The organism is Flavobacterium sp. KACC 22758, from assembly GCF_028736135.1.
Lineage (GTDB): Bacteria > Bacteroidota > Bacteroidia > Flavobacteriales > Flavobacteriaceae > Flavobacterium > Flavobacterium johnsoniae.
Genome location: NZ_CP117878.1, coordinates 1,105,375 through 1,118,559, shown reverse-complemented (window position 1 = coordinate 1,118,559; position 13,185 = coordinate 1,105,375). Strand labels below are relative to the sequence as shown.

Below are 13,185 nucleotides of genomic sequence, written 5' to 3'. Positions count from 1 at the left end.
AAGTATAATCGAATCTTAAAAAATTAAGCTTTTCCTGCTGCAATTAAATTTAATGCAGAACCTGCAACAAACCATCCAATTTGTCCGGCGTTATAAGTATGGTTCGCCAAAATGATATCCTTAGTGCCATTTGCATGAACAAACTCTAATGTTAATGGTTTACCAGGAGCAAATTCAGTTAAATCTAAGAAGTTAATTGTATCATCTTCCTGAATTTTATCATAATCTGCTTCGTTTGCAAAAGTCAATCCTAAAAGACCTTGTTTTTTAAGGTTAGTTTCATGGATACGAGCGAAAGATTTCACTAATACCGCTTTAACACCTAAGAAACGAGGCTCCATAGCCGCATGCTCACGAGAAGAACCTTCTCCGTAGTTATGATCTCCCACTACAATAGAAGGAACTCCAGCTGCTTTGTATGCACGAGCAACCGCAGGAACAGCATCGTATTGACCTGTTAATTGATTTTTAACAGAGTTTGTTTTTTGGTTATAAGCATTTACAGCTCCAATAAGCATATTATTAGAAATATTATCTAAATGTCCGCGGAAACGTAACCAAGGTCCAGCCATAGAAATATGGTCTGTAGTACATTTTCCGAATGCTTTGATTAACAATTTAGCACCAGTAATATTTTTTCCGTCCCAAGCGTCAAAAGGAGCTAATAATTGTAAACGCTCTGACGTTGGATTTACCACAACCTGAACACCTGAACCATCCGCAGCCGGAGCTTGAAATCCTGGATCTTCGGCATAGAAACCTTTAGCAGGAAGTTCGTCTCCAGTTGGAGCATCCAGCATTACTTCTTCTCCATCTTCATTAATCAGCTTATCTGTTAATGGATTAAAACCTAGATCACCCGCAATTGCCATTGCAGTTACCAATTCTGGAGAACCAACAAAAGCAAGTGTATTAGGGTTACCATCTGCACGTTTTGAGAAATTACGGTTGAAAGAGTGAACAATTGTATTTCTTTCTTCTTTCTCTGCTCCATCTCTATCCCACATACCAATACATGGTCCGCAGGCGTTAGCAAAAACAGTTGCTCCAATTTTATGGAATGTATCAATAAATCCGTCTCTTTCTATTGTAGAACGAACTACTTCAGAACCCGGAGTAATGGTAAACTCGGCTTTTGTTTTTAAGTTTTTCGCAGCAACTTGTCTTGCTAAAGAAGCTGCACGAGAAATATCTTCGTAAGAAGAGTTTGTACAAGAACCAATTAATCCTACCTGAATTTGCAGCGGCCAGTTATTTTTGATTGCTTCTTCTTTCATTTTAGAAATCGGAGTAGCTAAATCTGGAGTAAATGGTCCGTTTAAGTGCGGCTCTAATTGAGATAAATTAATTTCGATAACCTGATCAAAATATTCTTCAGGGTTAGCATAGACTTCAGGATCTCCAGTTAGGTATGGAGCAATTTTATCTGCAGCATCGGCAACATCGGCACGATTTGTAGAACGAAGATAACGTCCCATTGAAGCATCATAACCAAAAGTAGAAGTTGTAGCGCCAATCTCAGCACCCATATTACAAATAGTCCCTTTACCAGTACAAGACATAGAAGTTGCTCCTTCACCAAAATATTCAACAATAGCGCCTGTTCCTCCTTTTACAGTCAAAATACCTGCTACTTTCAAAATTACATCTTTTGGAGCTGTCCAGCCTGATAATTTACCAGTTAATTTCACTCCAATAAGTTTAGGAAATTTAAGTTCCCAAGCCATACCAGACATAACATCAACAGCATCTGCTCCACCAACTCCAATTGCTACCATTCCTAAACCTCCGGCATTTACTGTGTGAGAATCGGTACCAATCATCATCCCGCCAGGGAAAGCATAGTTTTCAAGTACTACTTGGTGAATAATTCCGGCTCCTGGTTTCCAGAAACCAATTCCATATTTATTAGAAACAGATGATAGAAAGTCAAAAACCTCATTACTCTGCGTTTTCGCTCTTGCCAAATCAGTTGCTGCATCTACTTTTGCCTGAATCAGGTGATCGCAATGTACCGTTGTTGGAACTGCTACTTTAGATTTACCGGCATGCATAAACTGCAATAATGCCATTTGTGCTGTAGCATCCTGACACGCTACACGGTCTGGTGCAAAATCAACATAATCTACACCTCTTTTAAAAACTTGAGATGGAGCTCCATCCCAAAGGTGATTATATAAAATTTTCTCTGTCAAAGTAAGTGGACGACCAACTAGCTCGCGTGCCTTATCAACACGTTCCGGCATGTTCTCATACACTTTTTTTATCATTTCAATATCAAAAGCCATAAGTTTATTGTTTTGTTTTTTTTATTTTGAACATGACAAGTTACAAAAAATAGAAGAGCTATAAAAGAAAAAGCCCGAGTTTATCACTCGGGCTTTATAATATTAATAATCGTAAGATTACATTACTAACGATTTGTTTGAAGGCGCAAACTTAGTTAAGTTGATACCGTCTACAGCTGCTGTATATTCTTCAATAGTAGGAGTTCTTCCTAAAATTGTAGACAATACTACAACTGGAGTAGAAGAAAGTAATGATTCTCCTTTTTTACCCTCTTTATCTTCTACAACTCTTCCTTGGAAAAGACGCGTAGAAGTTGCCATTACTGTATCTCCTTTTGCAGCTTTTTCCTGGTTACCCATACAAAGGTTACAACCTGGACGCTCTAAATACAACATGTTTTCATATTCTGTACGCGCAGTACCTTTTGGAGCATTATCGTCGAATTCAAAACCAGAATATTTCTGTAAAACTTCCCAGTCACCTTCAGCTTTCAATTCATCTACAATGTTATATGTTGGAGGAGCAACAACAAGAGGAGCGTTAAATTCCACTTTTCCTGTTTGTGCTTCAACATTTTTCAACATTTGAGCAAGGATTTTCATATCTCCTTTATGAACCATACAAGATCCAATAAATCCAAGATCTACTTTTTTCACTCCACCGTAAAAAGATAAAGGTCTAATAGTATCGTGCGTATATCTTTTTGAAACATCAGCATTATTTACGTCTGGATCAGCAATCATAGGCTCTGCAATCAAATCAAGATCAACTACAACTTCAGCATAATATTTAGCATTTGCATCTGGAGTTAAAGCTGGTTTCTCTGCCGATTTAATTTCAGCAATTCTCTTATCAGCTTTGTTGATCAATCCTTGAAGAACGTGTTTATCGTTATCCATTCCTTTGTCGATCATGATTTGGATTCTGCCTTTAGCAATTTCCAATGATTCGATCAAAGTATCATCTTCAGAAATACAAATAGAAGCTTTTGCTTTCATCTCTGCAGTCCAGTCTGTAAATGTAAAGGCTTGGTCAGCAGTTAATGTTCCAATGTGAACCTCAATAATTCTTCCTTGGAATACATTTTCTCCTCCAAATTGGTGAAGCATTTGCGCCTGAGTAGCATGAACCACATCACGGAAATCCATATACCCTTTCATATCTCCTTTAAAAGTAACTTTTACAGATTCTGGAATTGGCATTGAAGCTTCTCCAGTAGCCAATGCAAGAGCAACAGTTCCTGAGTCAGCACCAAAAGCAACACCTTTTGACATTCTTGTATGAGAGTCACCACCAATAATTATAGCCCACTCGTCGATAGTAATATCGTTAAGTACTTTATGGATTACGTCAGTCATTGCATGGTAAACACCTTTTGGGTCACGAGCCGTGATTAAACCAAAATCGTTCATGAATTTCATCAATTTAGGAATATTGGCCTGCGCTTTTTTATCCCAAACAGAAGCAGTATGACATCCTGATTGGTAAGCACCATCAACGATTGGTGAAATTACTGTAGCAGCCATAGATTCTAATTCCTGAGCAGTCATAAGACCTGTAGTATCTTGAGAACCTACAATGTTTACTTCAACACGAACATCAGAACCTGCGTGTAATACTTTACCTGGAGCGATACCAACTGCATTTTTGTTGAAGATTTTTTCAACCGCAGTAAGACCTTGTCCTTCGTGAGAAACTTCTTTTGATGGAGCATATACTAACGGAGCTTCAACGTCTAAAACTTTAGCTGCTAATGTTTGAAGTTTTTTACCAAATACGATAGCGTAAGAACCACCTGCTTTGATAAATTCCATTTTTTGAGGAGTAAATGCTTTAGAAATGTCGATCAATTCCTGATCTCCGTTATAAAGTTTTTTCTCTTTAATATTGATTGTAAGAACCGTTCCTGTAGCAACAGAATAAGTTTGCTCTAAAATTGGTTCATCATTTTCGTTACGAATAACGTTTCCGTCAGCATCAACTTTTTTAACCCAGTTTTTAAGGTCTAAACCAATACCACCAGTAACATCAACAGTTGTTAGGAAAATTGGAGAAATTCCGTTTGTTCCTCCAACAATTGGAGCAATATTAACAAATGGAATATAAGGACTTGCTTGTTTTCCTGTCCAAAGCGCCACGTTGTTTACACCTGACATTCTAGAAGAACCAACTCCCATTGTTCCTTTTTCAGCGATTAACATTACGCTTTTATCTGGATGCTGTGCTTGTAACGCTTTAATTTCCTGCTGTGCCTGAGGTGTAATCATACATTGTCCGTGAAGCTCACGATCTGAACGAGAGTGCGCTTGGTTACCCGGAGAAAGTAAATCTGTTGAAATATCACCTTCACCAGCAATAAATGTAACTACCTTAATTTCGTCTGCAACTTCTGGAAGTTTTGTAAAGAACTCAGCTTGAGCATAACTCTCAAGGATTTCTTTAGCAATTGTATTATTATTTTTGAATGCCTCTACTAAACGATCTGTATCTGCTTCGTAAAGGAAAACTTGTGTTTTAAGAACTTTTGCTGCTTCTTTTGCTATAGCGGCATCATTACCTAAAGCTAAATCAAGTAACACTTCGATAGAAGGCCCGCCTTTCATGTGAGATAATAATTCAAAAGCAAATGCTGGTGTAATTTCTGCCACAACAGACTGACCCAGAATAATCTCTTTTAAAAACTTAGCTTTTTCACCAGCAGCACTTGTAGTTCCTGGTAAAGTATTGTAAATAAAAAACTTAAGAGAATCTTCTCTGTATTCGTTATTTGTATCTTTAATTTGTGCAATAATTTCGCTTAATAATTCAGCACTATCAATTGGTTTTGGGTGAAGTCCCTGATTTTTACGTTCTTCAATTTCTTGGATATAATCCTTATAAATGTTCATAATTAAGGCAGATTTATTTTTTTTATGCAAATTTAAGCATTAAAGCCGATAATTAAAAAAAATATAATAGAAGTCGCCTTTTCAAAAATTATTATTGTTAAAAAACGATTTTCACTGCTTGTTTTTGCTAAAATATCAATTTTGTATTAAAAAAATGAATTATTGATATTTTAAAATCTTTTCATTAACAAAGTCGAAATTTAATGTTAGGATGCAAGTAAGATTTTACACCTATTTTGATAAAGAATCTTTCTAAATAAATAATTATAACGTTATAGTTACAAGTTTTAACGTCATTTCGACCTTCATCTGCCCATGTCAAAATTGACTAATTCTTAATATTGATTTCAAATAAAAAAACAAAAAGCCCGATAAGATTATCAGGCTTTTTACAATTTATTGTTTTATAATTTACATCAGCTTTTTAATAATAACTTCTTCAGTTATTCCTTCAGCATCGGCCTTGTAGTTTTTAATAATTCTGTGACGTAAAATTCCGGTTGCTACTGCTTTTACATCTTCAATATCCGGTGAAAATTTACCATTAAAAGCAGCGTGGGCTTTTGCAGCTAAAATTAAATTTTGCGAAGCTCTCGGCCCTGCTCCCCAATCCAGATAGTTTTTTACAAAATCATTCGTTAACGCATTATCGGGACGAGTTTTACTCACTAATGTTACAGCATATTCTATAACATTATCTGCTACTGGAATTCTACGAATTAAATGCTGGAAATCAATAATTTCCTGAGCAGTAAACAATGGTCTAATTTCTACTTTATTATCTGATGTGGTTTGTTTAACCACTTTTACCTCTTCTTCAAAAGTTGGATATTCTAGTTTAATAGCAAACATAAAACGGTCTAGCTGGGCTTCCGGCAAAGGATACGTTCCTTCCTGCTCAATTGGGTTTTGTGTTGCCAGAACGAAATAAGGCAGATCTAATTTGTAATTTTGTCCTGCAATTGTTACTGAACGTTCCTGCATTGCTTCTAATAAAGCTGCCTGAGTTTTTGGAGGAGTTCTATTAATCTCGTCAGCCAGAATAATATTAGAAAATATTGGTCCTTTTATGAATTTAAAATGTCTGTTTTCGTCTAGAATTTCACTTCCTAAAATATCCGAAGGCATCAAGTCTGGTGTAAACTGAATTCTTTTAAAATCTAAACCTAAAGCCTGCGATAAAGTATTTATCATTAACGTTTTTGCCAATCCCGGAACACCAATTAAAAGAGCGTGTCCTCCAGAAAATATACAAAGTAAAATTTCATCAATTACGGCATCCTGCCCTACAATTATTTTTGCTATTTCGTTTTTTAATTCGTTGCGTTTCTGAACTAAATTATGAATTGCTGTTACGTCAGACATTTATGAATATATTTAAAATTAAAAAGAGTTAGTTTAATGAATTCATAAAACTAACTCTTTTTCTTTATTTAATAAAAATTATTTTTTCAACCAATTGTTAGCAAACGTACAATCTTTGTATTCTCCAATAATTTTGATATAAGTATCTTTAATCTTAGTATCAAACCATTTTGCTATCGCATTGATTTGCTTTTCTTTTAATGCTAACTCTTTAATTTTAGTATAATCTTTAGCATAATCAGCTGTGTGTTCGTCGATTCTGTTTGTTACAGTTATCAACTTATATGTTTTCTTTCCTTTATCGTCTGTATTTAAAAGTGGCTGAGAAACTTCATCATCTTTTAAATTTGAAACCTGACCATATAAGGTTGGATCCATTTTAGTCAATTCAAAACGAGTATCCTGAGTATTAGGATTAATTAATGTTCCCCCATTTGCTCTGGTTTCTTTTTCATCAGATTCTGTTCTTGCAGCGTCTGCAAAAGTCAATTCTTTGCTTACAATTTTAGCTCTAATGTTTGCAATTCTTTCTTTTGCTTCTTTTAAAGCGCTTTCAGAAACGGTTGGAGCAATTAATATATGACGTAATTCTACTTCCTGTCCTTTTATTTTATCTACCATTATAATATGATATCCAAAAGTAGTTTCAAATGGTGCAGAAATTTCGCCTTCCTGTAAACTAAATGCAACATCTTTAAACTCTTTTACAAAAGGTGTTTTACGTGTCATTTTGTAGTAACCGCCATTTGGTGCAGATCCAGGATCCTGAGAATATAAAACAGCTTTTGTTGCAAAGCTTGATCCTTCTAAAACATCTTTTCTAATAGCATTTAATCTATCTATTACTTTTTGCTTGTCTTCCTTAGAAACTTTTGGCTCTACCACAATTTGCGCTACTTCCATTTCAGCTCCAAAAGTCGGCAATTCGTCTTTAGGAATTTTTCTAAAGAAATTACGAACTTCTTCAGGAGTTATTTCTACATCTTTAACAATTTTATCTCTCATTTCAGAAGCTAACTTCTGCTCTTTTAAGATGTCAGCAAAATACGTTTTAAATTCCTCTACAGAACTTTTCTTGTAGTATTCTACTACTTTATTGATGTCTCCAACTTGTTGAATCATATAGTTCAAACGTTCATCCATCATACCTCTAACTTCGGCATCGCTCACAATAATACTATCCTGAATAGCCTGATGCGCATATAATTTATCTTCAAGAAGCTTACCAAGCATCTGGCATCTTGTAATATCTTTAATATTACCTCCCTGACTTGAAATCTCTAAATAACCTTTATCAATATCAGAATCTAAAACAATATAATCTCCAACTGTAGCGATAATACCGTCTATTTTTTGTTTACCATGCACTGGTTCTGCAGGCTTTTCAGCTACAACATCCTTAATAATTTCCTGAGCTGAAACTATTGAAGTGAAAAAAAGTAAAAAACACATTGTTAAGACTAACTTGTAATCAATTGTTTTTAGCTGTAATTTTTTTAATAACATTATTTTAAATTTAATTGGATGTTAAAGATCAGTGCTTTAAAATTTAATGAGACATTATTTGTTCTTCAAAAGTTATTCAGAAAAACCAAATAGTCAATTTCTTTATCTTATATAAAACGAACAAAAATAACAATTCAATTACATAATACAACTATCAGCCATAGTATTAACAAAAAATTATGTGGATGATATTAAATCCAATATATAATGTTATTCTTTTTCTTCTGCAGACAAATTACTATGCACTTAATTTAAATTCAAATCTCAAATTTAAATATTCTAAAAAAGTTTTAAACACTACAACGTTTTCGTTGTAAAACTATTTTCCTACAAAACTAAACCGAATCAAAAAACTCCTACTTTAGATGCGTAATTGATAATTTAAACATGTAAAAATTAAGAATATCTTATTTTAAAAACTAAAAATTAAACAATTACAAACTTTATTAATTTAACCTTAACCACATCTATTATGAAAAAACCTATTGCAAGATTGTGTTTTGTTATGGCTATTACAGGATTCTTGTACTCTTGTTCACAAAACGAAACAAACGATGTTGACTCAAAAGCAGAAAGTCAGGAGTTTAAAATCATTAATGTTACACATCACGACGGAAAGCCTTTCAGTACAGGAAAATCTTCTTCTCTAACTGGAAAATATGTTGATAATCCAGGAGGAGGGGTTATGATGCAGGCCTTTTATTGGGATGTGCCTGCTGGAGGAACTTGGTGGGATACTGTAAAAGGAAAAGTAACTGCTTGGGGAAATGCCGGAATTGGTTCTATTTGGCTCCCACCTGCTTCAAAAGCTCAAAATGGAGCATTCTCTATGGGATATGATCCTACTGATTATTTTGATTTTGGAGATTATAATCAAAACGGAAGCACTGAAACACGATTTGGCTCAAAAGCTGAATTAGTAAGTTTAATTACAGCTGCCCATAATGAGAATATCAAAGTTTATGCAGATATCGTAATCAATCATAACAGCGGCGGACAATCTGAAGCAAATCCATTTACAGGAACAAATACCTGGACTAATTTTACAGGAGTTGCTTCGGGTAAATTTCCTCGTAACTATAATGATTTTTATAAAAACAGTTACGGAAATAATGACGAAGGCTCTTTTGGAGGGTTTCCTGATTTATGCCATGCTGCACCAAACGTTCAGAACTGGCTGTGGCTGCGTGCTGACGGAGTTGGTAAATATTATAAAAACACAATGAAATTTGACGGCTGGAGATTCGACTATGTAAAAGGGTTTGGTGCATGGGTTGTAAATGCCTGGAACTCTAATGTTGGAGGGTTTTCTGTTGGAGAATTATGGGATTCGAATGTAAATGTATTAAATGACTGGGCAAACAATGCGAATAGTTCTGTGTTTGATTTTGCATGTTATTATAAAATGAACGATGCCTTTGACGGAAATAATCTCGCATTATTAAATGATGATATGATGTGGAAACGCAATCCGTACAAAGCAGTAACTTTTGTAACCAATCATGATACTGACGAAATCTGGAGCAAAATGTTAGCTTACTCCTATATATTAACTCACGAAGGTTATCCAACAATTTTTTACAGAGATTATGAAGAATGGCTGGATAAAAACAAACTGAATAATCTAATCTGGATTCACAACAATAAAGCAACTGGAACAACTTCTATTTTATATTCTGATAATGATGAATATGTTGCCAGAAGAAATGGTTATAACGGAAATCCCGGATTGGTTGTTTACATAAACAATTCTGACTCATGGCAGGAAAGATGGATTCAAACCAATTGGGCAAATACTCAAATTAAAGATTTTACAGGAAACTCATCTTGGTATCCAACTACTCAGGCTGACAAATGGGTAAAAATACAATGTCCTCCAAGAGGATATTCAATTTGGTCAATTAATCAGTAATTTTAAAAATGACTATCTAAGGCTGTTGCAAAACAGCCTTATTTTTTTCTAAAAATCTCTCAATAGAAAAGACTTCCTAAATTTAAGAAGTGAATATTTTTATAAAGTCGTATTTAATAGTACTTTTGCAACCTATTTATACAAAATATGAGCTTTTTAAAAGAAATACAACGCAGAAGAACATTTGGAATTATCTCGCATCCTGATGCCGGTAAAACTACATTAACGGAAAAATTACTGTTATTTGGAGGTGCTATTCAGGAAGCTGGAGCGGTAAAAAATAACAAAATTAAAAAAGGAGCAACGAGTGACTTTATGGAAATCGAACGCCAAAGAGGTATCTCGGTTTCAACTTCTGTACTTGCTTTTAATTATAAAGATAAAAAAATCAATATCCTTGATACACCGGGACACAAGGATTTTGCCGAAGATACTTTTAGAACCTTAACTGCTGTTGACAGTGTAATTGTTGTAATTGACGTTGCAAAAGGGGTTGAGGAACAAACAGAAAAACTGGTTGCTGTTTGTAGAATGCGTAATATTCCTATGATTGTTTTCATCAACAAATTAGATCGTGAAGGTAAAGATGCTTTTGATCTAATGGATGAAGTAGAACAAAAATTAGGATTGAAAGTTACTCCTTTAAGTTTCCCTATTGGAATGGGTTATGATTTTCAGGGAATTTATAATCTTTGGGAAGAGAACATTAACCTTTTTAGTGGAGACAGCCGTAAAAATATTGAAGAAACTATTGCTTTTTCTGATGTACAGAACAATCCTGAATTGGATAAAATTGTGGGAGAAAAAGCAGCTAACAAACTTCGTGAAGAGTTAGAATTAATTGATGAAGTTTATCCAAAATTTGAACGTCAGGATTATCTGGATGGAAAAATCCAGCCTGTATTCTTTGGTTCAGCTTTGAACAACTTTGGAGTTCGTGAATTGTTAGATTGTTTCATTACAATCGCTCCGTCTCCAAGAGCAAAAGATTCTGAGACGCGTACAGTCGAACCTACAGAAGAAAAAATGTCTGGATTTGTTTTCAAAATCCACGCAAATATGGATCCTAAACACCGTGATCGTCTGGCTTTTATCAAAATTGTTTCCGGTACTTTTGAAAGAAACAAACCTTACTATCATGTACGCCAAAAAAAGAATTTAAAATTCTCAAGTCCAAATGCATTCTTTGCTGAGAAAAAAGAAATCGTAGACATCTCATATCCAGGTGATATTGTTGGTTTACATGATACAGGAAACTTTAAAATTGGAGATACTTTAACTGAAGGCGAAATCATGAGTTTTAAAGGAATTCCAAGTTTCTCTCCAGAACACTTTAGATACATCAACAACGCCGATCCAATGAAAGCTAAACAATTAGAAAAAGGGGTCGACCAGCTAATGGATGAAGGTGTAGCGCAGTTGTTTACATTAGAAATGAACAATCGTAAAATTATTGGAACTGTTGGAGCACTTCAATATGAGGTTATTCAATATCGTTTAGAGCATGAATATGGTGCAAAATGTACTTATGAAAACTTCCCTGTACATAAGGCATGCTGGGTAAAACCTGATGATTCTAAAAATGAGGAATTCAAAGAATTTAAGCGTATTAAACAAAAATTCCTGGCTCATGACAAATATGGCCAATTAGTTTTCTTAGCCGATTCTGATTTTACAATACAAATGACACAAAGTAAATATCCTACTGTGAAATTATACTTTACATCTGAATTTGATTAATATCCTTTAGATAAAAAATACCAAAAGGCTGTCTATTTGATTTAGACAGCCTTTTTAATTTACATTCCCCAAAATGTAAATTTAATTATTACTTTGTGTAATTAATTCCTAATCCGCCAGCAATATAGATTTTAGTAAGTTCTTCTGCTCCAATAATTATATTTTGTCTCAAAACATTATTTTTAACTGACTTTAAATCGAAATCTATTTCTTTTGACAGATAATAATCATTTCCGGTAATTGTAACCATTAGTGATTTACTGTTTTTTAAAATTTTAGTTTCTATCGAAAATTCTCCCGTTTTAGGATTAACTTTTACAGGATTTTGTGAACCATCAACAGCAAGCATTAAATTCGGGTATGTTTCTCTATTAAAAGGTTTATTTGTATTTGCTTCCAGCAATCTTCCTTTTATAATTATAGAAATTTCTTGATTTGAAGTATGGTTATAAGCCACTTTCCCTACTTTATAAGTATTAGGTTTCGTACAACTTACTTCTGTTTTAACAGGTTCTTTTTCTTGCGCTGAAAGATTTGAAGCCAATAAAACGGATGCTGCAACTGCTGCATATTTTAAAGTATTGATTTTAGAAGTTTCATTGTATTCGAACTGTTCTTCTAACTGTGTAGTTTTTAATCTCGCACAAATAGATCTGTCTTTATTTTCCGCAATGAATTTAGCAACTTCAGAATTTGTTTTCTTACTTAAATCAATCACATTTTTCATACAGGAATCACAAAATGAACCATTTGCATTAGGAATCATTTTATCAAAATTTTCAGAACAAGGATTTGCTATTTGTAAGGTGAATTTCTTTTTCATACTATACTTTATTTAAGTTAAAAACTTCTGAATCGCTCTTACTTATATAGAGTACATTTTTTATAAAAAGGTTGGGAAGGAAATAAAATATTTTACAAACAGAACTTAATCACTTCATTTTCAAAATAAAAAAAGCGCTAATTAGGTTAGCGCTTTTTTAAACTTTGAATTAAATCAACCTTACTAAGTCATTATATTTCAAAAATTAATCTATCATAGGAACAGCCAATTTAGAATAACAGGACTGCAAAAAGAAATTTTGTCGACTAAAGTAAATTAAATCAGACAAACGACATTTAATTTTCATTATAGATCAAAAAAAAGCCCCATTAAAATGGGGCTTTAAAATTTATGCTTGTCCTGCCGGACCAAAATTAAGCGGTATTGGTGCTTGTTCTGTCTCTTTGATCTCGCCGTGGGCTGCTTCAAATCTATGGATATTTTCACCAATTGCTCTCAATAATCTTTTAGCATGTTGTGGTGTCAAGACAATTCTTGACTTTACCTTGGCTTTAGGAATACCCGGCATAATGCTCACAAAATCTAAAACAAACTCCGATGATGAGTGATTAATAATCGCTAGATTAGAATAAATTCCTTCTGCGATAGTTTCGTCTAACTCAATGTTAATTTGCTCTTGTTGTTGTTTCGGATTACTCATA

At 33.9% G+C, this 13,185-nt stretch carries 8 protein-coding genes; 2 read left to right on the top strand and 6 right to left on the bottom strand.

Features of this window, described 5'->3' with window-relative positions; genetic code table 11:
• Window positions 1–23 precede the first annotated feature (23 nt).
• From PQ462_RS04890 to PQ462_RS04875, 4 genes are all read right to left on the bottom strand, one after another.
• Window positions 24–2,288: an aconitate hydratase gene (locus PQ462_RS04890; protein ID WP_073410930.1), complete on the bottom strand. Its 2,265-nt coding sequence runs from the start codon at window positions 2,286–2,288 to the stop codon at window positions 24–26.
• A gap of 117 nt (window positions 2,289–2,405) precedes the next feature.
• Complete coding sequence (locus tag PQ462_RS04885; RefSeq protein WP_274252556.1) at window positions 2,406–5,177, bottom strand: bifunctional aconitate hydratase 2/2-methylisocitrate dehydratase; 2,772 nt, start codon at window positions 5,175–5,177, stop codon at window positions 2,406–2,408.
• 411 nt (window positions 5,178–5,588) lie between these two features.
• The gene (locus PQ462_RS04880) at window positions 5,589–6,542 is read right to left on the bottom strand and encodes an AAA family ATPase (RefSeq protein WP_012024022.1); all 954 of its coding nucleotides are present in this window, start codon (window positions 6,540–6,542) and stop codon (window positions 5,589–5,591) included.
• A gap of 78 nt (window positions 6,543–6,620) precedes the next feature.
• Complete coding sequence (locus tag PQ462_RS04875; protein WP_274252555.1) at window positions 6,621–8,048, bottom strand: peptidylprolyl isomerase; 1,428 nt, start codon at window positions 8,046–8,048, stop codon at window positions 6,621–6,623.
• 472 nt (window positions 8,049–8,520) lie between these two features.
• On the opposite strand from PQ462_RS04875, the gene PQ462_RS04870 reads away from it, so the two are divergent.
• Together PQ462_RS04870 and PQ462_RS04865 are read left to right on the top strand one after the other, a co-directional pair.
• Window positions 8,521–9,960, top strand: coding sequence for an alpha-amylase (locus tag PQ462_RS04870; RefSeq protein ID WP_274252554.1), 1,440 nt, complete (start codon window positions 8,521–8,523; stop codon window positions 9,958–9,960).
• Between the two features lie 147 nt (window positions 9,961–10,107).
• On the top strand, window positions 10,108–11,700 hold the full coding sequence (locus PQ462_RS04865; protein ID WP_012024019.1) for a peptide chain release factor 3: 1,593 nt from the start codon (window positions 10,108–10,110) through the stop codon (window positions 11,698–11,700).
• A gap of 88 nt (window positions 11,701–11,788) precedes the next feature.
• Here PQ462_RS04865 and PQ462_RS04860 read toward each other — a convergent pair whose 3' ends face one another.
• Window positions 11,789–12,523, bottom strand: coding sequence for a hypothetical protein (locus tag PQ462_RS04860; RefSeq protein WP_274252553.1), 735 nt, complete (start codon window positions 12,521–12,523; stop codon window positions 11,789–11,791).
• A gap of 349 nt (window positions 12,524–12,872) precedes the next feature.
• Complete coding sequence (locus tag PQ462_RS04855) at window positions 12,873–13,184, bottom strand: DUF3467 domain-containing protein (RefSeq protein ID WP_012024017.1); 312 nt, start codon at window positions 13,182–13,184, stop codon at window positions 12,873–12,875.
• Window position 13,185: the final 1 nt, after the last annotated feature.

Excerpts from the sequence above, each read along its gene's own strand:
- PQ462_RS04860 (WP_274252553.1), bottom strand. The coding sequence starts at position 12,523 with ATGAAAAAGAAATTCACCTTACAAATAGCAAATCCTTGTTCTGAAAAT.
- PQ462_RS04875 (WP_274252555.1), bottom strand. The coding sequence starts at position 8,048 with ATGTTATTAAAAAAATTACAGCTAAAAACAATTGATTACAAGTTAGTC.
- PQ462_RS04855 (WP_012024017.1), bottom strand. The coding sequence starts at position 13,184 with ATGAGTAATCCGAAACAACAACAAGAGCAAATTAACATTGAGTTAGAC.
- PQ462_RS04890 (WP_073410930.1), bottom strand. The coding sequence starts at position 2,288 with ATGGCTTTTGATATTGAAATGATAAAAAAAGTGTATGAGAACATGCCG.
- PQ462_RS04880 (WP_012024022.1), bottom strand. The coding sequence starts at position 6,542 with ATGTCTGACGTAACAGCAATTCATAATTTAGTTCAGAAACGCAACGAA.
- PQ462_RS04865 (WP_012024019.1), top strand. The coding sequence starts at position 10,108 with ATGAGCTTTTTAAAAGAAATACAACGCAGAAGAACATTTGGAATTATC.
- PQ462_RS04885 (WP_274252556.1), bottom strand. The coding sequence starts at position 5,177 with ATGAACATTTATAAGGATTATATCCAAGAAATTGAAGAACGTAAAAAT.
- PQ462_RS04870 (WP_274252554.1), top strand. The coding sequence starts at position 8,521 with ATGAAAAAACCTATTGCAAGATTGTGTTTTGTTATGGCTATTACAGGA.